Annotated in this window: 22 protein-coding genes and 4 tRNA genes; 18 read left to right on the plus strand and 8 right to left on the minus strand. The window is 69.8% G+C overall.

What is annotated here, in order from left to right; all coding sequences use genetic code 11:
- Positions 1–111: 111 nt before the first annotated feature.
- The 3 genes from ACZ6QO_RS33300 to ACZ6QO_RS33310 all read left to right on the plus strand — a co-directional run bounded on the left by ACZ6QO_RS33300 (position 112) and on the right by ACZ6QO_RS33310 (position 3277).
- Positions 112–1026 (plus strand): SDR family oxidoreductase, encoded by a 915-nt coding sequence (locus ACZ6QO_RS33300; protein ID WP_465856685.1) that lies wholly within the window; start codon positions 112–114, stop codon positions 1024–1026.
- Between the two features lie 189 nt (positions 1027–1215).
- Complete coding sequence (locus ACZ6QO_RS33305; protein ID WP_465856687.1) at positions 1216–2160, plus strand: RNA polymerase sigma factor; 945 nt, start codon at positions 1216–1218, stop codon at positions 2158–2160.
- Positions 2161–2401: 241 nt separating this feature from the next.
- Positions 2402–3277 carry an alpha/beta fold hydrolase gene (locus tag ACZ6QO_RS33310; RefSeq protein WP_465856689.1) on the plus strand — a complete coding sequence of 292 codons (876 nt, stop codon included), beginning with the start codon at positions 2402–2404 and terminating at the stop codon, positions 3275–3277.
- Between the two features lie 178 nt (positions 3278–3455).
- Here the strand turns inward: ACZ6QO_RS33310 and ACZ6QO_RS33315 are convergent, their stop codons facing one another.
- Entirely contained in the window at positions 3456–3596 is a 141-nt protein-coding gene (locus ACZ6QO_RS33315) for a hypothetical protein (protein ID WP_465856691.1), read from the minus strand.
- A gap of 193 nt (positions 3597–3789) precedes the next feature.
- On the opposite strand from ACZ6QO_RS33315, the gene ACZ6QO_RS33320 reads away from it, so the two are divergent.
- The 5 genes from ACZ6QO_RS33320 (at position 3790) to ACZ6QO_RS33340 (ending at position 8348) form a co-directional block, all read left to right on the plus strand.
- Positions 3790–4506: an ABC transporter ATP-binding protein gene (locus tag ACZ6QO_RS33320; RefSeq protein WP_465856693.1), complete on the plus strand. Its 717-nt coding sequence runs from the start codon at positions 3790–3792 to the stop codon at positions 4504–4506.
- Complete coding sequence (locus ACZ6QO_RS33325; protein WP_465856695.1) at positions 4503–5324, plus strand: ABC transporter permease; 822 nt, start codon at positions 4503–4505, stop codon at positions 5322–5324. Before ACZ6QO_RS33320 ends, ACZ6QO_RS33325 begins: the two co-directional genes overlap by 4 nt.
- Positions 5321–6607 carry a sensor histidine kinase gene (locus tag ACZ6QO_RS33330; RefSeq protein ID WP_465856697.1) on the plus strand — a complete coding sequence of 429 codons (1287 nt, stop codon included), beginning with the start codon at positions 5321–5323 and terminating at the stop codon, positions 6605–6607. Before ACZ6QO_RS33325 ends, ACZ6QO_RS33330 begins: the two co-directional genes overlap by 4 nt.
- 2 nt (positions 6608–6609) lie before the next feature.
- Complete coding sequence (locus ACZ6QO_RS33335) at positions 6610–7254, plus strand: response regulator (RefSeq protein ID WP_465856699.1); 645 nt, start codon at positions 6610–6612, stop codon at positions 7252–7254.
- A gap of 158 nt (positions 7255–7412) precedes the next feature.
- Positions 7413–8348: a MerR family transcriptional regulator gene (locus ACZ6QO_RS33340; protein WP_465856701.1), complete on the plus strand. Its 936-nt coding sequence runs from the start codon at positions 7413–7415 to the stop codon at positions 8346–8348.
- A gap of 156 nt (positions 8349–8504) precedes the next feature.
- Here ACZ6QO_RS33340 and ACZ6QO_RS33345 read toward each other — a convergent pair whose 3' ends face one another.
- Entirely contained in the window at positions 8505–9548 is a 1044-nt protein-coding gene (locus ACZ6QO_RS33345; RefSeq protein ID WP_465856702.1) for a LacI family DNA-binding transcriptional regulator, read from the minus strand.
- A 186-nt stretch (positions 9549–9734) separates the two neighbouring features.
- On the opposite strand from ACZ6QO_RS33345, the gene ACZ6QO_RS33350 reads away from it, so the two are divergent.
- The 6 genes from ACZ6QO_RS33350 (at position 9735) to ACZ6QO_RS33375 (ending at position 17519) form a co-directional block, all read left to right on the plus strand.
- Positions 9735–11060 (plus strand): ABC transporter substrate-binding protein, encoded by a 1326-nt coding sequence (locus tag ACZ6QO_RS33350; protein WP_465856704.1) that lies wholly within the window; start codon positions 9735–9737, stop codon positions 11058–11060.
- 141 nt (positions 11061–11201) lie between these two features.
- Entirely contained in the window at positions 11202–12155 is a 954-nt protein-coding gene (locus ACZ6QO_RS33355; RefSeq protein WP_465856706.1) for a carbohydrate ABC transporter permease, read from the plus strand.
- Positions 12139–13080, plus strand: a complete 942-nt coding sequence (locus ACZ6QO_RS33360; RefSeq protein WP_465856707.1) for a carbohydrate ABC transporter permease — start codon at positions 12139–12141, stop codon at positions 13078–13080. Before ACZ6QO_RS33355 ends, ACZ6QO_RS33360 begins: the two co-directional genes overlap by 17 nt.
- Positions 13081–13194: 114 nt before the next feature.
- On the plus strand, positions 13195–14829 hold the full coding sequence (locus ACZ6QO_RS33365; RefSeq protein WP_465856709.1) for a GH39 family glycosyl hydrolase: 1635 nt from the start codon (positions 13195–13197) through the stop codon (positions 14827–14829).
- Between the two features lie 117 nt (positions 14830–14946).
- Positions 14947–16068, plus strand: coding sequence for a hypothetical protein (locus ACZ6QO_RS33370; RefSeq protein ID WP_465856711.1), 1122 nt, complete (start codon positions 14947–14949; stop codon positions 16066–16068).
- 224 nt (positions 16069–16292) lie between these two features.
- A complete protein-coding gene (locus ACZ6QO_RS33375; protein ID WP_465856713.1) occupies positions 16293–17519 on the plus strand; it encodes a serine hydrolase domain-containing protein in 1227 nt (408 codons plus the stop codon).
- 106 nt (positions 17520–17625) lie between these two features.
- Here ACZ6QO_RS33375 and lgt read toward each other — a convergent pair whose 3' ends face one another.
- On the minus strand, positions 17626–18522 hold the full coding sequence (gene lgt, locus ACZ6QO_RS33380) for a prolipoprotein diacylglyceryl transferase (protein WP_465856715.1): 897 nt from the start codon (positions 18520–18522) through the stop codon (positions 17626–17628).
- Positions 18523–18723: 201 nt separating this feature from the next.
- On the opposite strand from lgt, the gene ACZ6QO_RS33385 reads away from it, so the two are divergent.
- Complete coding sequence (locus tag ACZ6QO_RS33385) at positions 18724–19713, plus strand: hypothetical protein (protein ID WP_465856717.1); 990 nt, start codon at positions 18724–18726, stop codon at positions 19711–19713.
- 438 nt (positions 19714–20151) lie between these two features.
- Here ACZ6QO_RS33385 and ACZ6QO_RS33390 read toward each other — a convergent pair.
- The 4 genes from ACZ6QO_RS33390 to ACZ6QO_RS33405 all read right to left on the minus strand — a co-directional run bounded on the left by ACZ6QO_RS33390 (position 20152) and on the right by ACZ6QO_RS33405 (position 22270).
- Positions 20152–20225, minus strand: a tRNA-Phe gene (locus ACZ6QO_RS33390).
- 26 nt (positions 20226–20251) lie between these two features.
- Positions 20252–20326: transfer RNA gene (locus ACZ6QO_RS33395), tRNA-Asp, on the minus strand.
- A 107-nt stretch (positions 20327–20433) separates the two neighbouring features.
- A tRNA-Glu gene (locus tag ACZ6QO_RS33400) sits at positions 20434–20506 on the minus strand.
- An 87-nt stretch (positions 20507–20593) separates the two neighbouring features.
- Positions 20594–22270, minus strand: coding sequence for a metallophosphoesterase family protein (locus tag ACZ6QO_RS33405; protein WP_465856719.1), 1677 nt, complete (start codon positions 22268–22270; stop codon positions 20594–20596).
- Positions 22271–22544: 274 nt separating this feature from the next.
- Between ACZ6QO_RS33405 and ACZ6QO_RS33410 the strand changes: the two genes are divergently transcribed.
- Positions 22545–22886: a metallopeptidase family protein gene (locus ACZ6QO_RS33410; protein ID WP_465856721.1), complete on the plus strand. Its 342-nt coding sequence runs from the start codon at positions 22545–22547 to the stop codon at positions 22884–22886.
- Positions 22887–23381: 495 nt separating this feature from the next.
- Positions 23382–24674, plus strand: coding sequence for an MFS transporter (locus ACZ6QO_RS33415; RefSeq protein WP_465856723.1), 1293 nt, complete (start codon positions 23382–23384; stop codon positions 24672–24674).
- On the opposite strand, the gene ACZ6QO_RS33420 is transcribed toward ACZ6QO_RS33415, so the two are convergent.
- Positions 24671–25174, minus strand: a complete 504-nt coding sequence (locus ACZ6QO_RS33420) for a PspC domain-containing protein (RefSeq protein WP_465856725.1) — start codon at positions 25172–25174, stop codon at positions 24671–24673. The two genes, ACZ6QO_RS33415 and ACZ6QO_RS33420, sit on opposite strands and share 4 nt — an antisense overlap.
- 231 nt (positions 25175–25405) lie before the next feature.
- Between ACZ6QO_RS33420 and ACZ6QO_RS33425 the strand changes: the two genes are divergently transcribed.
- Positions 25406–25477 (plus strand) — tRNA-Lys (locus ACZ6QO_RS33425).
- The last annotated feature ends 17 nt before the right edge of the window (positions 25478–25494 follow it).

Genomic DNA, 25494 nt, shown 5'->3' on the forward strand with positions numbered 1-25494 from the left:
ATGCCGGTGCCTGCGCATCGTCCGAGAGCAGGCGGTGGCCGGGCAATTCCGCCGAGGGAATGACCGGGCGGCCGCGGAGAAATGTCGGAGGGACCTGCCACGATCGGAGGCATGAGCCAGACGTTGAAAGGAAAGATCGCCCTGGTCGCCGGGGCGACGCGCGGCGCGGGGCGCGCCATCGCCGTCCAGCTCGGCGCCGCCGGCGCCACGGTCTACGTCACGGGGCGCAGCACCCGCGGGCGGCGCTCCGAGATCGACCGGTCCGAGACCATCGAAGAGACCGCCGAGCTGGTCGCCGCCGCGGGCGGCGAGGCCATCCCGGTGCAGGTCGACCATCTGGAGTCCGAGCAGGTGAAGGCGCTCGTCGAGCGCATCGATCGCGAGCGGGGCCGGCTCGATGTGCTCGTCAACAACATCTGGGGCGGCGAGCAGCTGTTCAGCTGGAACGAGAAGCTCTGGGAGCACTCGCTGGAGACGGGCCTGCACATCCTGCGGCTGGCGATCGACACCCACATCGTCACCAGCCACCACGCCCTGCCGCTGCTGATCAGGAATCCGGGCGGCCTGGTCGTCGAGATGACCGACGGCACCGCCGAGTACAACGCCGCCAACTACCGCGTCTCCTTCTTCTACGACCTGGCCAAGACCTCGGTGATCCGCATGGCGTTCGCCCAGGCACAAGAGCTCGCCCCGCACGGCGCGACCGCCGTGGCGCTCACCCCCGGGTGGATGCGCTCCGAGATGATGCTCGACGTCTACGGCGTCACCGAGGCGAACTGGCGTGACGCGCTGTCCCGGGAGCCCCACTTCGCCATCTCCGAGACCCCCGCCTACGTCGGCAGGGCGGTGGTGGCGCTGGCCGCCGATCCCGAGGTCGCCCGCTGGAACGGCCGGTCGCTGTCCAGCGGCGGGCTGGCTCAGGTCTACGGCTTCACCGACCTCGACGGCAGCCGTCCCGACGCCTGGCGCTACCTCGTCGAAGTGCAGGACGCCGGCAAGCCCGCCGACACCACCGGCTACCGCTGAGCCGCCGGCCACGCCTGCGGAGCGATCTCCACAAGCAAGGACGTTTCCGCAGGTAATGTGAGGTTCCGCCCGTCGGGGAGGGCGGAGGCGTCCACCTGCGTTCAGATCGGTCGAAGGAGAGAGCGAACTTCTCGGCAGGCCGCCGCATCCAGCGGGAGGGGCGTCCGGCGCCCCGGGAAGGAGAGCGGTGTGCTGTCGCAAGCGGAGTCGGACGGTGAGCTGGTGCTCGCCGCGCGTGCCGGAGACGCGGCCGGCCTCGGCCTGCTGATCTCCCGGCACCTGGCCGGCATGCGGGCGGTCGCGTTGAGCGTGCTCGGATACGGACCGGACGCCGAGGACGTCGTCCAGGACGCCGTGCTGGTCGCGATGCGGCGCATCGGCGAGTTGCGCGACCCGGCCGCCGTGGGCCCGTGGCTGCGGGCGATCGTCCGCAACGCGTGCCGCATGCGCCTGCGTGAGACGCGTCCCGTGCCGCTGGGCGACATGGAGGCGTTGGTCATGCCGTCCCGCGAACCGACGCCCGAGGAGCTGCTTGAAGACCGCGCCCTTCGCGACTGGGTCTGGCACGCGCTGGACGAGCTGTCCGAACCGGTGCGCCTGGTGGCGCTGCTGCGTTACTTCAGCGACGTCTCCTCCTACGAGGAGATCGCCGCGCTGTGCGGCGTGCCGATCGGCACCGTCCGCAGCCGGCTGAGCCAGGCCAGGGCCAAGCTCGCCGAGGCGCTGCGGCGCACGGCCGATCTGGCGCACGACGACGCCGCCTCGTTCGCCATGGCCCGCCGCCGGGAGGCCGAGGAGATGCTGGCCGCGGCGCAGCGGGGAGCGTTCGCCGACGTCATCAGGGAGTTCTGGCGGCCCGACGCCGAGTTCGTCGGCCCCAACGGCGAACGGGCGGAGGACGATCGGCGGTTCGCGCTGTCGGGAATGGAGATGGATCTCGCGCACGGCGTGCGCCAGCGCATCTCCAACGTCGTCGCCGGCCGGGACGTCACGATCTGGGAGGCCGATCTGATCAGTCCGCCGGACGACCCGGCCCACTGCCCGCCCGCGGTGGTGTGGCTGCACGCACTCCGCGACGGCCGCGTCCGGCGCCTCCGGCTGTTCCACCCCCGCCCCGCACGACTCCCCGGCTGAGACCCGCACGGCTCCCCGGGCGAGAACCGCGCGACTCCCCGGGCGAGAACCGCACGGCTGCCCGGCTGAGACCCGCGTGACTTCCCGGGTGAGAACCGCACGACTCGTCGGCTGAGACCAGTCTTCGGGCCGGCTCGGAGAAATTTCGCCGGAAAGTCGAACTTTCGCCACGTGTCCCGCATCTGGTCGGCGTCGACCGAGGCCCGGTTCCACACCGGCCGTGATCTTGAACAGGGGCACGATGCCTTCCACCACCACCGGCACGCTCGCGCAGGGCGCGCACGAGATCGTCATCGACGGAGTGCGGCAGGTCTTCCACGTCTTCGGCACCGGACCCGTGTGCGTGGCGCACTCCGGCGGCCCGGGCATCGCCTGGGAGTACCTGCGCATGCCGTCGCTGGAACGGCATCTGACCATGGTCTACCTGGAGCCGATCGGCACCGGCGACTCCGGCCGCCTCGACGATCCCCGCGACTACCGGCTCGACACCTACGCGAAGTTCCTCCACCGGGTGATCGAGCACCTCGGCGTGCCGCAGGTGTTCGTCCTCGGACACTCGCACGGCGGGTTCGTCGCGCAACACCACGCGCTGGCCCACCCCGACCGGGTCGCCGGCCTGATCCTGCTGTCCACCTCGCCGGTCACCGGAGAGGAGTTCTGGGGCGCCGCGCTGGCCGAGATGAGCCGCTTCCCTGACCGCCACCCCGGCAACGCGGAGGCGGCCGGTGTGCCGGCCGCCTTCCAGGAGGCGCTGGCCGCCGCCGACGACGAGGGTTACACCCTCTCGCTCCGTCGCATCCTGCCCGCCTACTTCGGCGATTACTGGGCCCACGAGCACGAACTGGCGCCGATGCGGGAGAACCTGCGCGCGTGGATCGACCCGATGCGCGGCGAGGAGCCGGCGCCGTTCGACGTGCGGGACGCGCTCGCTTCGATCGAGATCCCAACGCTGATCATCACCGGCGCCCACGACTTCATCTGCGGTCCCCGCTGGGCGAAGCTGCTCCACGACGGCATCCCCGGCTCGCGCCTCACCGTCCTGCCGGACAGCGGCCACATGGGCCACCTGGAGGAACCCGAGGCGTTCACCCTCGCCGTCACCGAGTTCGCCCTCTGATCCCCTGCCTCCGCCCGTGATCGTGCGCATACGGATGGACCCCCGGTGCCTGAGCGCCGGGGGTCCACGGGAACCGGATCATCTGGACCGGAGCGTCCGGCCGGGTTCGCCGGCCCTTCACCGTCCGGCCCCTGACGGGCGGTGACCGCCGGTCACCGACCCGGTGGCCTGGGGTGGTTTAGAAGAAGTCGCGGGAGTGGCCCCAGTCGTAGTGGCCGCGGGTGCCTTCGCCGACGCGGATGCGGAAGTCGTCGAAGGTGCCCTTGCGGAATTTGCCGGAGAAGTGGGAGGCGCCGTAGCGGTTGCCGCGGTAGTGCACAACGCCACACAACGCCACACGCCGGACCGGACGCAGCGGTGACCCCGGCCGGCTGACCGCTCACGCCACCGGCCTCCCACCGGCACGACGGCTCACCGGCCGGACGAGCGCCCGCACCCCGGGCGGCGGGGCCGGTACCCCATCAACCGTTCGGTGGATATCGGGACCGGCGTCCGGTGGAGATCCTCGGGACATGACAGTCATCGAGATCGACGGCCTGCGCAAGAGCTACAAGAACGCCACGGCCGTGGACGGCGTCTCCCTGCGGGTCCGTGAAGGCGAGATCTTCGGGATCGCCGGCCCGAACGGCGCCGGGAAGACCACGGTCGTGGAGTGCGCGTCGGGCCTGCGCCGGCCGGACGGCGGCACCGTACGGGTGCTGGGCCTGGACCCGCACACCGACCGACGCGAGTTGCTGCAGCGTGTCGGCGCCCAGTTGCAGGAGGCCGGCCTGCCCGACGCGATCACCGTCGGCGAGGCACTGCGCATGTACGCCTCCTTCTACGACGAGCCCGCCGACTGGCGGGCGCTCATGGACGAGTGGGGGCTGACGTCCAAGAGGCGCACCGCCTACGGGCGCCTGTCCGGCGGCTGGAAGCAACGGCTGTTCATCGCGCTCGCCCTGGTGGGCGACCCGGAGATCGTCTTCCTCGACGAGCTCACCACGAGCCTGGACCCCTCCGCCCGCCGCATGACCTGGGAACTGATCCGCGGCATGCGCGAGCGCGGGGTCACCGTCGTGCTGGTCACCCACTTCATGGACGAGGCCGAGGCGCTGTGCGACCGCATCGCGATCATCGACCGCGGCAGGGTCGTCGCCCTGGGCACCCCCGGCGAGCTGACCGCCAAGGGACGATCCGACTCGCTGGAGGAGGCGTACTTCGCGCTCACCACGGGAGGCACGGCGTGAAAGGCACGAACATCATCAACAGCGGCAGCGGCATCCACGGCATGGCGACGAGCATGAAGGGGGCGGCGGGCATGACGCGTCCGGCGGGCACGGGCATGAAGGGACTCACCCAGGTCGTCGCGGTCGAGCTCAAGCTGACCATGCGCGACCCGATGTCGGCGTTCTTCGCCCTGGCCTTCCCGGCCATCATGCTGTGGGTCAAGATGCGCAGCGGCAGGCCCCTGCCGGGCGGGCTGCCCGCCATCGACGCCACGGTGCCGATGCTGAGCGTCTTCGTCATCGGCCTGGCCGCCCTCACCATCCTCCCGGCCACGCTGGCCCAGTACCGGGAACGCCGGGTGCTCAAGCGCCTGCGCGCCACCCCTGCCTCGCCCACCATGCTGTTCGGCGCGCAACTGGCCGCTCACATGCTGCTGGCGGCGTTCGGGACGGCGCTGCTGGTCGTCATCGGCCTGGCCGCCTACGGGCTGACGGCGCCGGGCGACCCAGGAGGCGTCCTGCTGGCCTGGGTGCTCGGCGCGCTGAGCCTCGGCTCCATCGGCCTGCTCATCGGCGCTCTCGTCCCGAGCGGCCGCGCCGCCACCGTGGTCGGGCTGAGCCTGTTCTTCCCCATGGCCTTCCTCTCGGGCGCGATCATCCCCAGGGAGACCCTGTCGGGCTCCATGCGCGCCATCGGCGACCTGACCCCCATGGCCCCCGTGGTCCAAGCGGTACGGGACGGATGGAGCGGCACCGGGATGTCCCCGTTTACCCTGGGCGTCATGGTGACGATCTGGATCATCGCCGGCGGCGTCGCCGTCAGGGCGTTCCGGTGGTGAACGCCGCCGACCAAGCCCTGTCCCGATGGGATCGTTCCTGGCCCGCCCTGCCGTACCTGTTCATCCTGCTGCCCGCGGCGTTCGCGCTGGCGCGCGACTGGAGGGCGAACGTTCTGGCCCTCGTCGTGCTCGCGGCGGCCTGGCACTGGTTCATGGTCTCCGCCCGCCCAGGGCGCGTCGAGCACCCGGCGGCGCTGATCGGGTACTTCGTCGTGATGCTCGCCGTCACCGGGGCGCTGATCAGGCTCGACTCCCTGTTCACGGTGACCGGGCTGGGCGCGTTCGTCCAGTCCTATGCCCTGCTGCCCCGCAGGTGGGCGTACGCGGGGGTGACCGCGACGGCCGCCGTCCTGGTCGCCGCCCGGCCCGAGTCGGGCCGGAGCACCGGAGAGCTGCTGTTCGCGTTCCTCGTCGCGGCGCTGGTCGCCTCCACCATCGGCCTGTCCGTCCAGACGATCACCGATCAGAACGAGCAGCGCAAGGTGATGATCGTCCAGTTGCGGCAGACCGGCGCGAAGCTGGCGGCGCTGGCGGAGGAGAACGCCGAGTTGCAGGCCCGGCTGCTGACCCACGCCCGCGAGGCCGGCGTACTCGGTGAGCGGCAGCGGATGGCCAGGGAGATCCACGACACCATCGCGCAGGGCCTGACCGCGATCCTCACCCAGCTCGAAGCCGCCGAAGAGACCCTCGACGACACGTCCGCGGCTCGGGCGCGCCTGGACACGGTGCGCACCCTGGCGCGGGAGAGTCTGAACGAGGCCCGCCGGTCGGTCCAGGCGTTGCGCCCGGCGCCGCTGGAGGAGGCCCAGCTGCCTGCCGCTCTACGGGACGTCGCCACGAAGTGGTCGCGGACCACCGGCGTTCCCGCATCCGTTTCGATCACCGGGGACGCCCGGCCGCTGCACACCGAGGTCGAGATCGCCTTGCTGCGGGTGGCGCAGGAGGCGCTGGCCAACGTGGCCAAGCACGCCTCGGCCGGACGGGCCGGTCTCACGCTGTCGTACATGGAGGACGTCGTGGTGCTGGACGTGCGCGACGACGGAGCGGGCTTCTCCCCCGGGGCGGGCTCCACGGGCGACGGCGGGTTCGGCCTCATCGCGATGCGCCAGCGCGTCACCCGGCTGGCCGGCGCCTTCGAGCTGGAGACGTCCCCGGGCCAGGGAACGGGGATCAGCGCCACCATCCCGGCCATCCCGGCCATCCCGGCCATCCCCGCCACCTCGCCGGCCGAGCCGGGCGCGTCCTGCGATCACCACCGATCCCTCTCCGGAGACGAGTCGTGACCATGCCGATCCGTATGATCATCGTCGACGACCATCCGGTCGTCCGCGACGGACTGCGCGGGATCTTCGAGGGCGACGACTCGTTCGAGGTCGTCGGCGAGGCGGCCGACGGGCCCGAGGCGCTCGTCGTCGCCATGCGCACCAGCCCGGACGTCGTCCTCATGGACCTGCGGATGCCCAAGATGAGCGGGGCGGAGCTCATCCGCCGGCTGCGCGAGCAGGCGCCCGGCGTCAACGTGCTCGTCCTGACCACCTTCGACGACGACGCCGACGTCCTGCCCGCCATCGAGGAGGGCGCCACCGGCTACCTGCTCAAGGACACCCCGCGCGCCGACCTGCGCCGGGCCGTGCGGGCGGCCTCGCGCGGCGAGACGGTGCTGTCCCCCTCCGTGGCCGGCGTGCTGGCGCCCAGGGCCCACACGCCGGAACGGCAGGCCCAGCCGCTGAGCCGTCGCGAGCTGGAGGTGCTGGGGCTCATCGCCCGCGGCGCGACCAACCGCGAGGTCGCCGCGAGACTGTTCATCACCGAGGCGACGGTGAAGACGCACCTGCTGCACGTCTTCGCCAAACTCGCGGTCAACGACCGCGCCGCCGCGGTGGCGACCGCCTACGAGATCGGCCTGCTCGGCCCGGCCGCCGCCACCTGACATCCCACGTCCCGAACGGCCTGCTCGGCCCGGCCGCCGCCGCGTGATGCCCGTCCCCGAACGGCCTTCCGGCCCGGCCGGCGCCGCCTGAGCCGTCACGCACGCGGCCGGCGGGGGCGGCTTGAGTCTCCTCCAGGGGGAGGCGCGAGAGTGGCGGCATGGACGGCGACGCGCTCTACACGATCGGGGACCTGGCACGGCGGACCGGGCTGACGGTCAAGGCCATCAGGTTCTACTCCGACCGTGGGATCGTCCCGCCCACCGGCCGCAGCCCGGCCGGCTACCGCCTCTACGGCGCCGACGCCGCCGCCCGCCTGGACCTCGTCCGGACACTGCGCGACCTGGGACTGGACCTGGCCACGATCCGCAAGGTCGTGGACCGGGAGATCTCGCTTCCCGAGGTCGCCGCCGCGCACGCCGCGGCCCTGGCGGTGCGGATCCGGACGCTGCGCCTGCGGCACGCCGTGCTGACGGCGGTGGCCGAGCGCGGAGAAGCCACACCCGAGGAGATCGATCTCATGCACAAGCTCGCCAAGCTCTCACAGGACGAACGCCGACGCCTGATCGGCGAGTTCCTCGACTCCGCCTTCGGCGGCCTGGGCGCGGGCCATCTCGGCGTCGCCCGTTCGCTGACCCCCGAGCTGCCGGAGGATCCGGACGCCGAGCAGGTGGAGGCGTGGGTGGAGCTGGCCGAGCTGTCCCAGGACCCCGGCTTCCGCGCCGACATGCGCCGGCTGGCCGAGCAGCACGCGGCCGACCGCGCCGAGAGCGGCGCCGTCGTCCCGCGCCGCGACGCCGCCGCGATCGCCGGCGACCTGGCCGGTCCCGCGCTGGAGGCGGGCGTCGACCCGGCCTCGCCCGAGGCCGGCCCGGTCGTCGTGGCGGTCGCGGCCGAGTACGCCCGCCTGGTGCGCCGCCGCGACGACGCCGAGCTGCGACGCCGACTGCTGCTCCGGCTGGAGACCACGCTCGCCCCTGGAAGAGAGCGGTACCTCAGGCTGCTCGCGGTGATCAACGGCTGGCCGGCGCCGCGGAGCCTGACACCGGCCCTCGACTGGACCGTCCAGGCCCTGCGCGCCCGCATCCCGAGCTGATCGGCGCATCCCGGGCTGATCGAGCCGGCCTTCGGAGGACGGACGGCCCGCCGGCGAGCCCGCCGGCCGGCTGGAGATGACCGGCGACCGCGCCGCCCTGCGACGACTGCTGGACGCCCTCGCCGCACCCTGACACGCGAGGTGCGCCTGCGCGGATCAGGACGACGGGGCGGGGCCCGTCGAGTCGCGGACGCTGAGCGTCGTCGCGAGCTGGAGGTGCCGGGAGGCGGGCTGCACGCCGTCCACCATGCCGAGGACCGTCTCGACGGCCATCCGGCCCATGCCGACGAGGGGCTGACGGACGGACGTGAGCCGGGGCGCGGTCCACTGGGTCTGCGGCGTGTCGTCGAACCCGGTGACCGACAGCTCGCCCGGGACGGCGATGCGCAGCTCCTTGGCCGCGGCGAGCACCCCGACGGCGATCTCGTCGTTGCCCGCGACCACCGCGGTCGGCCGTTCGTCGAGCGCGAGGATGTCCAGACCATGCCGGAGCCCCGCCTCGACGGAGAACGCCCCGTGCCGGACCAGGGTGCGGTCCGGCGTGACGCCCGCCGAGTCGAGCGCGGCCTGGTACCCGTGGAAGCGCTCCACCGAGGGAGCCGAGCCGAGCGGGCCGCCGATCCAGGCGATCTTGCGATGGCCGAGCCTGATGACGTGCTCGGTCGCCGACCGGCCGCCCGCCCAGTTGGTGGCGCCGATGCTGACGACACGTGACTCGGTCGTGTCGATCGGATCGATCGCCACGACGGGCACCTCGAGATCCTCGGCGGCGAGGAGCACCGAGTTGGGCACGGCGATGGCGAGCGCGATGATGCCGACGACGCCGGACGCCTTCTCCTCCGCCATCCAGGTACGGGCCGCCGTACGGCTCGTGCGGATCGACCCGTCGAGCGGCAGGCGCAGGACCAGCTCGGCCTGCGCGGAGGTCGCCGCGACGAGTATCCCTTGGAGCACCGTCCCGGCATAGCGGGACTCCACGATGTCGAGCATGGTGACGAGGGTCCGCTCCCGCGTTCGCTCGTGACGCGCCGCGGTCGGCTTGTAGCCGAGCTCGGCCATGACCCCGAGAACGAGCTCACGCGTTTTCGCCCCGACATCGCTGCGCCCGTTGAGGACCTTCGAGGCGGTCGTCGGCGAGACGCCGGCCATTCGGGCGACGTCCGCCAAGGTGGCTCGCTCGGAAGGACCTCGCCGCGCCATCAGGGCTCCCTTCGGGCTCCGAAATTCTTTCGAAACCTACCACGACACCTTTCGGCCAGTCTCGGGAAAAGAGCCCTCTTCTTGACCCGTTGACACGGGACAAATCCACGACCTAGTGTCCTGGCAGTACCGAACAAGTTGCGAAATATTTTCGGAACCACCCCCTCAGGACGAGAGGAGAGGCTCATGCGGCTCTCCCAGAAGGTAAGGGTCCTCACCGCGGCGCTCGTGCCGATGCTCGCGCTGGCCGCGTGCTCGGGCGGCACCGGCGGCTCGGGCGGCGGCACGGCCGGCGGCGGCAGCGGTGACGAACAGGTGAAGCTGACGGTCTGGAGCTGGGACGGCACCGTCGCGGGGGCCGTGCCCGGATTCCAGGCCGCGAACCCGAACATCAAGGTCGAGGTCGTCAACGCGGGCTCGTCCCAAGACGAGTACAAGGCACTCGACAACGCCATCCAGGCCGGTTCCGGTGTACCCGACCTCGTGATGTTCGAGTACTTCGCGGTGCCCTACTTCGCCATTCCCGGCAAACTGGCCGACCTCGGGGAGTTCGGCGTCCAGAACCTCAAGAACGACTATGTCCAGGCCGCGTGGAACGACGTGACCGTCAACGGCAAGGTCTACGCGCTGCCGTCCGACTATGGGCCCTCGGCCATGTTCTACAACGCGGCCACGTTCAAGAAGGCCGGCATGGACAAGCCCCCCGCCACGTGGGACGAGTACTACGAGGCCGCCAAGAAGATCCGCGCGCTCGGCGGCGACCACTACATCGCCCAGGACACCGGGGACATCTTCTTCCTGCTCTCGCTCATCTGGCAGGCAGGCGGCCGCCCGTTCAAGGTGGACGGCACCAAGGTGCACATCGACTTCACCGACCCGGGCACCACCAAGGCCGTGGCCTTCTGGCAGAAGCTGCTCGACGAGCACCTCATCAACACCAAGATCACGGGATGGTCCGACGACTGGAACCGGACGCTCAACGACGGAAGCCTCGCCACCCAGACCATGGGCGGCTGGCTGACCTCGACGCTGCCCGAGCGCGCGCCGAAGGCCGCCGGTGACTTCAGGGTCGCCCTGATGCCGCAGTGGACGCAGGGCGACAAGGTCGGCGCGGCTAACGGCGGAAGCTCGTTCGGCATCCCCGCCGCGGCCCCGCACAAGGACGCGGCCTACAAGTTCCTCGAATACTTCGCGCACGGCGGCGGCCTGTCGTCCCGCGTCGACGCGGGCGCCTTCGTGCCGAACACCTCGGTGCTGGACAGCGACGCGTTCCGGAGCAAGCCCAACAAGTACTTCGGCGACCAGAAGGTCGGCGGCGTGCTGGCCGAGGCCTCGGAGACCGTCGGGATCGGCTGGCAGTACCCGCCGTTCTTCGAGTGGGCGCGCTCGATCTACGGCGACCTCGCCTCGCCGTTCTACACCACGGGCAAGGGCTCGCTCGCCGAGATCCTCGAACAGTGGAAGCAGCGTTGCATCCAGTACGGCAACGAGCAGGGCTTCCAGGTGGACTAGCGGTTCCTCCCCGGGGGCGAGGATCCGCGTGCGGCGGCGGCCGTCGCCGCACGGCGGCCGGACGGCGGCCGGAGCGCCGGACCGCCGGACGGCCGGTGAAGGAGCGAGATGGGCCACGCGATGGATCGGAAGGAACACGGCATGGACCTGGAACGTCGGTTCGACGTCACCTCTTCGGCCATGACGTCGCCGGACGCGACACAGGATCCGGCGCCGGCGCGCAGGCGCGGTAAGTCACAGATCGGACTGGCGTTCATCGCCCCCTTCGGGGCGCTGTTCACGCTCGTGTTCATCGTGCCCATCCTGTACGCGGCCTATCTCAGCTTCTTCCAGGAGAAGCTCATCGGCGGCAACACGTTCGTCGGATTCGCCAACTACGGCAAGCTGTTCCAGGACCCCCAGTTCTGGGACGGAGTGGGGCGCGTCTTCCGGTTCACGCTCGTCCAGGTGCCGATCATGCTGATCTTCGCCATGGCGCTGGCGCTGGCGCTCGACTCCATGCGCGTGTACGGCACCAAGTTCATGCGGGTGACGATCTTCCTGCCCTACGCGGTGCCGGCGATCGTGTCGACCCTCATGTGGGGATTCCTGCTCGGCGTCAAGTACGGCCTGTTCGGCAGCCTCAACGACGCGCTGGGGACGGACATCGACCCGTTCGCCCCCGGCACCACGCTCATCTCCATCGGACTGATGGTCACCTGGGCGTTCACCGGCTTCAACATGCTCATCTTCTACGCCGCGCTCAAGGCCGTGCCGCGCGAGCTGTACGAGGCGGCCGCGATCGACGGGGCGAACGAGTTCCAGGTCATCCGCGCGATCAAGCTGCCGGCGCTCCGCGGGTCCCTGGTCGTCACGATCATCTTCTCGATCATCGGCACGTTTCAGATGTTCAACGAACCGCAGATCCTGCCCTCGCTGGTGGCCAACAGCGGCGTCACCACCTTCTACACGCCCAACCTGTACGCCTACAACCTGGCGTTCACCGGGTCCCAGCAGGGCTACGCGGCGGCACTCGCGCTGGTCATGGCAGCGATCACGATCACCGTCGCCTACGCCGTCCAGATCAGAGGGTTGAGAAATGCGTCCGATCAGTAGCCCGCGAGCCGAGGCGGGACAAGCCTCCGGCGCCCAGCTCCGCCGCTCCGGCCGCGGCGGCCGGCTCCACACGGTGGAGAATCCCAAGAAGAGCGGGACCCTCACCGCGATGACGGTGCTGTTCACCCTGTACTGCCTGCTGCCGCTGGTGTGGCTGGTCATCAACGCGACCAAGTCGCAGGCCGACTTCGTGTCGTCGTTCGGGCTCGCGCCCGGCCGGGAGTTCGCCCTGTGGGACAACATCGTGGGGGTGTTCACCTACCAGGACGGCATCTTCTCCCGGTGGCTGCTCAACACCCTTCTCTACGTCGTCGTGGGCGCGACCGTGTCGACCTTCCTGGCCGCCCTCGGCGGGTACGCCCTGGCGAAGCTCGACTTCAGGGGCAAGCGGGTGTTCCTGCTGGTCGTGCTGGGGTCGATCTCCGTCCCCGGCATCGCCCTGGCGATCCCGCAGTTCCTGCTGTTCGCGCATCTCGGCATGACGAACACCCCGTGGGCGATCCTCATCCCGTCCTTCATCAACCCGTTCGGGTTGTACCTGATGTGGGTGTTCACGGCCGAGGCCGTGCCGACCGGCCTGCTCGAGGCCGCGAAGATCGACGGCGCCGGGGAGTTCAGGACCTTCCTGCAGATCGCGACCCCGCTGCTCGCGCCGGCGGGCGTGACGGTCCTGCTCTTCTCCTTCGTGTCGATCTGGAACAACTACTTCCTGCCGCTGATCATGCTCAAGGATCCCGCCTGGTATCCGCTGACCGTCGGGATCAACCAGTGGAACAAGCTGGGCTCGACGGCCGGGAACGGCGCCCTCATCCAGAACCTCGTGATCACGTCCGCGCTGCTGACGATCGTCCCGCTGATCATCGCGTTCCTCAGCCTGCAGCGGTACTGGCAGTCGGGCCTGTCGCTGGGCGCCGTCAAGGGCTAGGAGCACGGCGTCCGCCCCGTGAAGGTCTCACGCTCGGGACCGTCACGGGGTCCGGCGCGCGGCGCCGCCGACCATCTTTCTCCCGCAAACGATTCCTTGAAGAGAAGTGAGACCATGACGAGCGACGGCGCGTTCGAACCCCGGCTGCTGATCGACGGCGAGGTGCGCGACGAGAGCGCGCTCCCGCACATCTGGAGCAGGTGCATCGGCGCCGGTCGGGCGAACGAGGCACTGCGCGCCGACTGGCAACGGCAGTTCACCGAGGCCGTCGCCGCGCTCGGCATCCGGTACATCCGCTTCCACGGCGTCTTCCACGACGACATGTTCGTGTACCGGCAGAGCTACGGCGGCGGTTTCGGGCCGGACGCGCCGCTCGACTCGCCCGTGTACACGTTCAGCTACGTGGACAAGGTGTTCGACTTCATCGTGGACCGCGGTGTCCGTCCGTTCGTCGAGCTGGGCTTCATGCCGCGCGAGCTGGCGACGGAGACCGAGACGGTGTTCTGGTGGGGCGCTCACTGCAGCCCGCCCAAGGACATGGACCGCTGGGTCGAGCTGGTCACCAAGTCGGTCGAGCACTGGATCGAGCGGTACGGCCGCGACGAGGTGCGCCAGTGGCGCTTCGAGGTGTGGAACGAGCCGAACCTGGTCCCCCACTTCTGGACCGGGACGAAAACCCAGTACTTCGAGCTCTACGAGCAGACCGTGCGGGCCATCAAGAAGATCGACGCCGAGCTGAAGGTCGGCGGGCCCTCGACGAGCGTCTTCGTGCCCGACGACCGCTACAAGGGCGAGGTCGAGGACCGCTCGGCGATGTTCGAGACGGCCACCGCGGCCGACGTCGACGCGCTCGACTGGCGCCCGGTGTGGATCGAGGACTTCATCGCCTGGTGCGCGGAGCGCGAACTCCCGATCGACTTCATCTCGACCCACACCTACCCGACCGACTTCGCGTTCGGCGCCGACGGTGAGGCGGTGCAGATCACCAGGTACGCCGATGCGACCTTCGACGACCTGACCCTCCTGCGCGAGCTCGTGAGGAACAGCCCGTACCCCGACGCGGAGATCCACATCACGGAGTGGTCGACGTCCCCGTCGGCCCGCGACTTCGTCCACGACACGCTGTTCGCGGCGACCTACATCACGCGGGCGTACCTGAAGTGCGCCCCCCTCGCCGACTCGATCTCCTACTGGACCTTCACGGACGTGTTCGAGGAGGGCGGCGCCGGGATCGGGCCGTTCCACGGCGGGTTCGGCCTGGTGAACGAAAGCGGCATCCACAAGCCCACCTTCCACGCGTTCACGATGCTGGAACGGCTCGGCGACCGGCTGCTCCTCGCGACGTCCGACGGGGTCGTGACCCGGGACAGCCGGACGTCGGCCGTGTCGGCGGTGTTCTTCAACTACCCCGACGACATGGCCGCGAAGGGGGTCGGCTCGGAGAACACCTACCCGGCGACGCGCGCGCTGGCCGAGAAGGGGCCGAGCCGGAGGATCCGGCACACGATCGGCGGACTGGAGCCGGGCGCCACGTTCCTCGTCGAGATCCTGGACTGGGAGCACGGGAACGTCGCCGAGGCCTGGTACCGGCTCGGTTCCCCGCTCAACCCGTCCCGGGCCGAGAACGAGTACCTGAGCGGAGTCGCCGACTCGCTCCGCAGGTTCGCACTCACCGTGCCCGACACCGGTGTGCTGAGCCTCGATGTCGAACTCGCACCGTGGGCGGTGATGTCGCTGCGCCAGGCCTAGCGGCCCAGGCCTCATATTCCCCGGACCGCCGGTAGCGCCGCCCGCGACCCCGGCTCCACCTGCGATGACCCACCGGCCTCCGTCCACCGTCCGTTGAGCGTCATGTACCTTCTGGCCATGACGCGGGGCTTGTCCAGGACGTTCAGGAGATCACCGGTGCTGGTCCTGGCGTGCCTGGTGGCCTGCGCCGCCGCACCTCCGGTCGCGCGGCCCACCACGGCGCCGCCGCGGATCACGGCGGATCCCGCGCAGAGCCGCTTCGGTCGCATCGAAGGGCGGCCGCTCGGCCCCGGCAGCGGGATTCGCCTGGTCGTGGGCGGCAACGGCCCGGCCGACCGTACCCCGGCGACGTTGGAGGTGGACACCGGCGCCTCGACCCCCGTCTCGGGCCTGCCCGATCCGGATCCGCGCGCCACCCTCTCGACCTTCGTCCACGGCGGGCACACCGTGATCGTCGTGAGCGGACCGGCGGCCGGCCAAGGACGGCTGTACCTGCTCAAGGGCGACAAGGCGCGCGAGCTGGCCACCGGCTGGAACGCGTTCCCCGCCTTCGACGGCTCCGGCTTCTGGATCACCGACCAGCCCGCCCACGACGGTCCGTGCACGGTGCGGAAGCAGTCCGAGGACGGGAAGCTCCTGCGCCGTCCACGCTGGAGCTACTGCGGCGCGCTGCCGTTCGCCGACACGCCGTACGGCCTGCACGCCAGGCGCATGGACGAGTCGCTCCTCCTAGCCCATGACAGCCTGCGGAAGATCGCCACATATCCCCGGATCGTCGCGGCGGCGTCCCGGGAACTGCTGGTGGAACAGCCGGGCGGAGAACTGGCCCTGGTGGTCCCCGGCGCCGGGAAGAAGCGGCCGGTCGGCAGGCCGACCGCGGCGGGCGAGATCAGAGACGGCGAGACCGGCCCCGGCGGGAGGTACATCGCCGTCCCGTTCCTCACCCCCACCACGGGGCCGCATGAACGGCTCGACGTCTGGGTGCTGGACACCAAGACCCTCGACTGGGCGCACCTGCCGTCGATGCCCGTGCCCGTCGACGTCAAGACCCGCAGAATGGCCTGGACACCGGACGGGCGGCTGGTGCTCGCGGGCGCCTTCGTCACGACCACGGACCCCTATCCGCGAGAGAGCGACTACGCCGGCCTGCTCGCCACCTGGCGCCCCGGCGAGCAGGCCCTGTCCCTCGGACCACTCCCCGCGGCCTGGCAGACCACCCCGGAGATCACCATCCCGTAGCAGCCGAGCCCGGTCGCCGCTCCCGGCCGGCCGGGAGCGGCGACCATCAAGCGGCGTCAACAAAGAGATATGCGAAAGAAAAAAGGTGCCGATCCACCGACCGGCGACATCGGGGACGGAGGCAGGTCTCACAAGAATGGCCGCCGGAGCGTTCTCGAACGAGAACCGCTCAATCCGGAGGAGTACCGCGAGCTGGGGACATCAGCCTGCGCAAGGGGGAGTACATGTCCGCACGGCCGGTTGTGGTCGGACTTCTCGCGATCAGTGGGGCACTGACCGGCGGAGCCATGCCCTCGGCCACTCCTGCCATCGCCGCATCCGCCGACGACGCCGCCGTGACCGGCTCCGACGCGGGTCGCGGCGCGGTCTCCAGGGAATCGAAGCCGCCGGCCGCCTCACCGGCACCGCACGATGATCAACTCGGCGCGGCCATGCGGGAGTACCTACGGGAATTGGCCGCGAGGAAAGAGTTCACCGGTTCGGCGCTGGTGGTACGACGCGGGAAGGTGCTGGTGCGTTTCGCCGCCGGCGAGGCCGACGAGGAGAAGCACATCCCCATCCGGCCGGACACCGTTTTCCGGATCGCCTCGGTCACCAAGCAGTTCACCTCGATGATCGTGCTGAAGCTGCGCGACCGCGGGCTGCTCGGCCTGGACGACCCGGTCTGCCCCTATCTCGTCCCGTCGTACCTGAAGACCTGCCCGAAGGCATGGCGGCCCATCACGATCCGCGAAATCCTCACCCACACCTCCGGCATCCCCGACATCCAGGAACTGCCCGGCTTCTACTCCGAGCTCTCGCAGCCGACCACGACCCGGCGACTCATCCAGCGGTTCGTGAACCAGCCGCTGGACTTCAAGCCCGGCACCGACTGGAAGTACAGCAACTCCGGCTACATCCTGGCCGGGGCGATCATCCAGCGGGTCACGCGCGAGCCGTACGGCACCGTACTGCACGACAAGATCACCGGCCCGCTCGGCCTGGAGCACACCGGCTACAGCAGGGGGAATCCGCCCGACGGGTACGCGAAGGGCTACTTCACGCTCGGATCACCGGCCCCGCCCATCAACGGCTCCCAGGCGTTCTCCGCGACCGGCATCTACTCGAACGCCGACGACATCGTCAGCTGGGATCGGGCGTTCGGAGCGCACACGGTCGCGCCACCTGCCACCGTCAAGAAGGCGTTCACGCCACAGGCACCATGCCCCTCCAATGGCTGCCTCAACCTGCCGTCGAGCGCGTACGCCTTCGGCTGGCTCGTCGACCGGCTCGACGGGCACCGACTCCGTTACCACCCGGGCCTTCTGACGGGCTACGCGGCGAGCAACATGTACCTACCGGACGACGACATAGCGGTGGTCGTGCTCAGCAACGTCCAGAACACCGACACGAACGGCATCGCCCGCCACCTCGCCACAACGGCCCTCGACTCTTCCGAGTGCGGCAGTTGAACGAACGGGCCGCCCGGCCGCATAGGACGCCGCCTCGATCGTCCTTCGTCCGGTCTCCGGACACACGCTGAACGGCATGCCTTCGGAGCGACCGGCAGCCCGCTCGTCAGGTGCTCTCGGTCGGTTCGGAGGCCCGCCCGCCGTTCTCCTCGTGCGAGGCCTTGTGTTGTGCGGCCGGCACCATGATCTGTTCGGTGTCCTTGTCACGAGTCATCCACAGAAAGACCAGCGCGCTGATGAACAGCACGATGGAGGTCCACTGGTTGATCCGCAGCCCCAGGAGCTTCACCGCGTGGTCCACTCCGCCCACCGGGTCGATCCGCAGCCCTTCGATCCAGAACCGCCCGAACGTGTAGCCGGCGACGTAGAGGGCGAACAGGCGGCCGTGGCGCAGCGTGAACCTCCTGCCGGCCAGGATCAGGCCGAACCCGAGCGCCGCGTCCCACAGCGACTCGTACAGGAACGTCGGATGGTAGAGCACCCCCGCCGCGCCACCGTGCGCCTGGTCGATCTCCAGGCCCCACGGCAACGTGGTCGGACCGCCGTACAACTCCTGGTTGAACCAGTTCCCCCAGCGGGCGATCGCCTGCCCGAACGCGATGCCGGGCGCGACGGTGTCGGCCACGGCCCCCAGAGACAGCCCCCGGCGGCGGCAGGCCAGCCAGACGCCCACGCCCCCCAGGGCGACCGCGCCCCAGATGCTGAGCCCGCCTTCCCAGATGAACAGCGCCTGATACGGCTCCTTGATCGCGCGCGGGCCGAAGTAGGTCTGCCAGTCGGTGACGACGTGGTAGAGACGAGCGCCGATCAGGCCGAAGACCACCGCGGGGATCGCGATATCGCCGATCGCGCCCTCCTCACCGCCGCGGGCGCGCCAGCGACGCTCGCTGAGCCAGACGCCGAAGATGATCGCGACGATGAAGCACAGGGCGTAGGCCCGGATCGGAATGATCCCGAGGTGCCAAACCCCTTCGGCAGGGCTGGGAATCGAGGCAAGGGACATGCCGGTGACGCTAGTGAATGTGAGGTCGCCCGGACGCCTTCGCGACCTGATCGTGAACCTCCCGCGACGTCACCCGGCGCAGCCGACACGGCCGGCGTCATCGTGACCCGACCGGACGCTCAAGGTCCAGAAGTCACGGGGAGCCCAGGACCGCCGCCCCGCAGGTGTGCGATCATGTGGCCATGACGACCAGAAAGGCTCATGCCTGCTGACCGCCGGCTCGAGCTCCACGCGACGCTTCCCGACAGCTATGCCCATCTTGAGGTCCTGGCTTCGACAGTCGACCATCTCGGCCGGCTCGTCGCCCTGGTTGCCGATCCGGCCCAGGGCTTCGTCTCCATCCCGCGCCTCCCCGGGCTCCGGCCGCCTCCGCGCTATGACGCGATCGCTGTCATCTGCGACGGAACCGACGTCCACGAGATCCGGCTGAACGACCTCGGCCTGCGGTTCACCGACATCGACACCCTCGGCGACGGTGTCGTTCTGGCGGCGGCCCGCTGCCCTTCTTCCGGCATACCGTACGAGCGCTACCTGGAGCCGGTGCCCAGGGATGAGCTCCTGCTCACCGCCAACGTCCAGGTGATCGACGGCGACGGGCGGACCCGGGCGGCCTTCTACGCGGGTGACGGCATCGAGCAACTCATGACCGACCCGCAGGGGAACATCTGGACCAGCTACTTCGACCAGTCGGACTACTGGGCTGACAATCCGGACGGAACCTGTTCCAACCGATTCATGCTCGGCCTCGCCCGATGGGACGAAAGCGGAGGCCCGCCGTGGCTGGCGTCCGACACTCCAGGTGTCGTCTGGTGTGACTGCTACGCACTGAACGTCGGCCGCGAGACGGTCCACGCCTGCCCTTACACCGACTTCCCGCTGGTCACGATCGACGCGACCGGCATCCGTGCCGTCACGCCGAACCCTGTCACCGGATGTGGCGGCCTGGCCATCTCCGGCCCCCAAGTCGCCTTTCTGGATCAGCACCGGGTGGACGGCGGGTACCACTGGGAGATCCGCAGGGCACGCGAGGAGGGCGGAGCAGTCGTGGAGACCGGCCGCGAGCCCCTGGTACTGCCGGAAGGCCGGCGGCCGGCGGGCTGGGCGCGCGGCAAGATCGGCCGGGACGGAACACTGTGGCTGCACGAGGACGGTGACCCGCGACGCTGGTACCGCTACGAGATCGACACCTGAGCCTGCCCGGCCCCCGAGCTCCGCCGGAGCTTGAACGGACTGTCTCGGGTGGGTCGGCGACGGACGATCGAGCCGTGTCAGGGCGACTCCCGCGCTTCGGGGGTGAGCAGCCAGGTGCAGATCCACGACGGCGAGGGCGGGCAAGGGGACTCCGCACCCCGATCACACGGCCGCTACTCAGCCATGACATCAGAGCCACTCTTGAAGGCATACGCCGTATCCATATGCGTCGATCCCATGAGGCCATGGAAGGGGTCGCATGCTTCCTCGATGCGACAGAGACCGGCATATCCGGCAGGTTGGACGTCAAGCAAGAGTACGAGGCGGAGATGTACGCCGCGTAGGGTTCCGACGGGTGGTGACCGACGTTGCTGTCACTGGAAATCAAAAACGCCCCGTAGCACGGATGCTCGGGGCGTTTTGGCTGTTCTGGATGTGTGGTCAGGGGCGGGGTCGAACCGCCGACCTTCCGCTTTTCAGGCGGACGCTCGTACCGACTGAGCTACCTGACCCGGTGGTGAGATGACACCTACCAGAGCGGTCCTGACGGGACTTGAACCCGCGACCTCCACCTTGACAGGGTGGCGAGCACTCCAAACTGCTCTACAGGACCTTGCTTGTTGCCGTGAGCTTGCGACTCTCGGCCTTTGCGCTCGCTTAGCCTACCAGCTCTTCGGAGATCTTCGACCTCCGTCCTTCTGGCGAGCCGAGACTCGCGCGTGCCCCCAACGGGATTCGAACCCGTGCCGCCGCCTTGAAAGGGCGGTGTCCTAGGCCGCTAGACGATGGGGGCTCAGGACTCTCGCCCTGGATCCGTGACGCCTTCCGTCGGGGACCTCTGAAGCATAGGGGACGGCGCCCCAGGATGCCAAAGTGGCCGTCATCTGGAAGGTGTCGCGGTGGAGTCGACCGGCTTCGATGGCGACGAGGTGACGAGCGGCTCCGGAGAAATTGTACGTCCAGGCTCGGGCTCCACGTGACGTTGTATCTGTACCCATTGCTCTCCCAGGCCGCCGAGAGTGATGTCGTCCCAGGCCTGAAGGCGACGGGTGCTCATGTCGAAGTAGAGAACCGATGCCTGGATGGGCGTGGGCTCGTCGTGTTCGAGCCCCCGGAGCCCTGCGCCGCCGGTGGACCCCTGGATCATGAGCCGGGTGCCGGACTTGAGCATCTCGGTGGAGCGTTCGTGCACATGGCCCGCGAGGACCAGGGGCGCCGTCCCGCTGAAGGCTCGTCCGATGGTCGGGTCGTGCACGGCGACGACATCTACGGGGATCTTGTCTGCGGTCTTGCCGGCCGCGCTCGTTCTGGCCGTCGACGAGGAGGGCCGGGCGGACGGCGCGGGGGCCGGCGATGCCTTGCGCGGGGGCGGTGGGGGCGACTGGGACGGCTTGGCCGCCGCTCGCGGTGATTTCCTGCCGGCGGGCCTGGAGTTCACCGGAGAGGCCAGGCGCTCGGCGTGGACGCGCCCGAGGTCCGCGAGGGCCTTCGCGTCGGACTTGACGTCCACGGACTTGTCGGGCGTGAACCGGGGGTCGCCCACCCCGTAGATCCGCAGGCCGTCCACGGTCTTCTCGCCGCCGTCCACGACGACGGCGTTCTTCTGCTGGGCGACGGCGTGCTGCGTGGCGATGGAATCGTGGTTCCCCCGCACGTAGACGTACGGGACGCCGAGTTTGCCGACCTCCTCGACGAACGCGTTCTCCGCCTTGGTCCCATGGTCGGCGATGTCACCCGTGTCCACCACCATATTGATCTTGAATTCGTCTTTCAGTGAGCGGATGGTGCTCCAGGCGACGGGATTGAGATGGATGTCCGACACATGCAGGACGCGCAACGTGTTGGGGTCCGGCGAGTACACGGGCAGGGTGGTGCCCGCGTGGTAGAGCTGCGAGACGTTCGTGACCAGCTTGGTGAGCTGGCCCCGGTACTCGGAGAACCGCGTGACGATCGACTCGGCGTCGCCGATCAGCGATGGCACGCCGGTGAGCAGGCCGGTGTACCGCGGCTCGGCGATGGACCGGGGGTTGAAGGTCAGCACCGACAACAGCGCGACCAGCCCCATCGCCACCAGGCTCCCCAGCCCTGTCCACAGTGCGCTTCGCCACCGGCGGAAGATGACGAGCCCCGCCAGCGCCCCGCCGGCGACCGCGTACAGCGTGGCCCTGATGACGAGCTCACGCAGGCCGGCCTGGAGGTCCGCCTCGATCAGGTCCGGGAGGGTCTCCGCCCAGCGCGGGCTCTCCAGGAGCCGCTGCGCGACGTCCGCACGGATGCCGTCCAGGCTCAGGCCGAGCTGGATGGGCCCGTGGTGGGAGTCGAAGCGCAGCGTGCCCAGCGGACGGACGTCCACGACCGTCTGGCCGCCCCAGGAGGGCCGCAGGCTCATCCCGATCTCGGCGGGGCCTACGGCGGTGTTCACATGGGCGCCGATGGCGAGGCCGAGCCACGCCCCGCCCAGTGCCACGATGCCGATCAGCAGGACGTTCACGCTTCGGCGGACGGCGCGCCGTTCGTTCAGCCCCTGAGCGGTCTGCTTCCAGCGCATCAGATTCATCGTCGTCTTGCCTACCCGAAAACCCGGCCCGACTCATAGCCGGGCGGAGTCAGCCCGCGTGTCGGCGTCAGTCAAGACGGATCGTCCGGAAGTTCGGCCAGGTCATCCGTGGGTCCCACGAGGTCATGCGCGGTCGTGTGCAAGTCATGCGCCGCCGGAGCCGGGAGCGAGAGCCCCGGATCCGGACTTCCGCACAGAAGTCCGCCGGCGCCGGGATCCGCCGTTGCTCTGGTGATCGGCACACGGCCTCGCCCACCAATGACACGATTGAGCGGTGGTGAAGGTTTCGCGGGAGAAGTTCGAGGAGCTCGTGGCCGAGGCGCTGGACACGATCCCGCCCGAACTGGCCCAGGTCATGGAGAACGTCGTCATGGTCGTCGTGGACGATCCGCCGGAGCCCGGCCTGCTCGGGCTGTACACCGGCATCCCGCTGACCGAGCGGGGCGACTGGTACGCGGGCGTCCTCCCCGACCGCATCGAGATCTACCGGAACCCGATCTGCGAGATCTGCGAGACGGAGGACGAGGTCGTGGCGGAGGTGCAAATCACCGTTGTCCACGAAATAGCCCACCATTTCGGCATCGACGATGACCGCCTGCACGAGTTGGGCTGGTAACCCGCCACCCACCGCCGTCCGGCGTCCATCCCCCTGCCTCCACGCTCGGCGGCCCCATCCCGGCCGCACTTCAGCGGAGCCCGGCCGCCGCCCTGCACCCGAGACCACGAAGACCGCCGAGACCGTCGAGCCCGCCCAGTCGGCCGGCTCGGGTTCGGCGAACGCTTCGAGCACGCCCTGACACGCGCCTTTCGGCGCGGATGCCGACCTGGCCCGCCCGACCCGGCGTCCTGTCATCCTCCTCGCGCCCCGTCCCGTCGACCTCGCACCCTCAATCTCGCAACCCCGACGGCCTCGACTTCGCACCCTCGCGACCTCGATCCCGCGACCTCGCGGCATCGAGTCGGCGGCCAACCGGACGTAGCACATCAGAACGGACCCCTGACGGCTTCCTCGCCGCCATCAGGCTTGCGTAACCGGCCACGAGCCGGGCACCGTAGGTGACATACTGAACACGGACTGTCAGGAAAGGCCCAGCGAGCCCACCGGAGTCATATGGCGGCCACCAGGCCCAGCCGGCTGCCCGGGCGGCACCGCCGCTCGCCCGAAAGCCAGGCAACGTACAGCGAGGTCATCGCCATTGGCGAATTCCGTGCGCTGTGGCTCGGTCAGTGCCTTTCCTTGCTGGGCGATCAGCTCGCCCAGGTGGCGCTCGCGCTCCTGGTCTACGACAGGACGGGTTCTCCGCTGGCCACCGCGGCCGTCTACGCCCTGACCTATCTCCCGCCCATCCTCGGGGGCCCGGTGCTCGCCGGCCTCGCCGACCGGTACGCGCGCCGCCGCATCATGGTCTTCTGTGATCTCGCGCGGGCGGTTCTCGTCGGTCTGATGGCCGTGCCGAGCATGCCGTTCGCGATGCTCTGCGTGCTGGTGTTCTGCGTGGTGCTGCTCAGCTCGCCGTTCACGGCCGCTCGCGCGGCGCTGCTGCCCGAGATCCTGGAGGGCGACCGGTACGTCGCCGGCTCGGCGCTGCAGAACATGACGAACCAAGGCGTTCAGATGCTCGGGTTCGCGGCGGGCGCGGGCGTCATCGCGACCATCGGCGCCTATCGAGGGCTCGCGCTGAACGCGGCCACCTTCCTCGCCTCCGCACTGATCCTCGTGCTCGGCGTGCGCAGGCGTCCCCCGCCCGATCCGGAGGACGGCGTCCACGCCTCCATGTGGGCCATGACCAAGGCCGGCGCCCGGCTCGTCTTCGGCGACCGGCGGCTGCGCACTCTGGTGTTGTTCGCATGGCTCTGCGGCTTCTACGTACTCCCCGAGGGCATCGCCGTGCCGTATGCCGTGACGCTCGGTGAGAATCCGCGGGACATCACGCTGATCACCGGTCTGCTGATGGCCGCCATGCCGACCGGGACGGTGATCGGCGCCTTCGTGTTCAGCCGGCTCGTGACCCCGACCGGGCGCCTGCGGTCCATGGGGTGGATGGCCATGCTGAGCTGTGCTCCGCTCGTCGGCTGTGCGATGAGGCCCCCGCTGGCCATCGTCCTCGGCCTGTGGATACTCGCGGGCGTGGGTGGGGCCTACCAGCTCGCGGCCAACGCCGCTTTTGTGCAGTGTGTGCCGCCGAGCCGCCGGGGGCAGGCCTTCGGTTTGGTGCAATCTGGACTGCTCGCCGCCCAAGGCATCGGCATCCTCGTCGGAGGAGCCGCCGCGCAAGCGCTCGGCCCAGAGCCGGTGGTCGCCCTCGCGGGGGCGGCCGGGCTGTGCGTCGCCGCACTGCTCGCCATGCTCTGGACCGAGACTCGCACCGAGATAATCACCAGGGTCCGCACCCAGATGACCTAGATGTTCGCAGGGGGCTCGTCCACCGGCGACTGCGTCCGACTCGCGGGCGTCTGAGGCTGGGCGGGAGACGGCGACGCGGGAGCCGCGTAGGGCGACTGGCCGGCGGCCGACCGGTCACCGTACGGCGCCGCGCCGTCCTGCGGGGCCTGCCAGGGAGTCTGGCCCGCGTACGGCGCCTTGCCGTCCTGCGGGGCCTGCGACGGCTGCCAGTAGGAGGACACCTGGTGCCAGGCGGACCCGCTGTCGCTCTTCTGCTTGTTGATCAGATCCTGGATGATCGAACCGTTCTTGCCCTCTTCGGGGATCAGCAGCCAGGCGACGGCGTAGATGCCGACGCCGAGGCCGCCGAAGAAGGTCGCGACGGCGAGCACGAGGCGCAGGATGTTGGCGTCGACGCCGATGTACTGGGCGGCGCCGGAGCACACGCCGGCGACGATCCTGCCCTCGCGGGTGCGGCGGAGTTCCTTGGTGGAGTGACCGTGGAGGTTCATCTCGTTCATGACTCCAGACTGCCCTCGGAGCCGTTCTTCGCACATCGGGATTCCCCCTGGCCCGACCCTGGTGACGCCCTGAAGCCATAAGTCCCGAAAGCCCCTGCTTGAGCCTTACCCTGACAGGGCACCACCTGATAGGTGAACGCAGCGTCGCCCGGCGCACCGTCCGTTCCGCCCACAACGGGTGGTAGGCGGTCGCGCAAGGCGCGGTACGCTCAGTACCCTGCAATCCATGCCGGGCCGCTAGCTCAATGGCAGAGCTGCGGACTTTTAATCCGTAGGTTCAGGGTTCGAGTCCCTGGCGGCCCACCCATAATGACCTGGGC

Source organism: Sphaerisporangium sp. NPDC049457 (assembly GCF_055586705.1).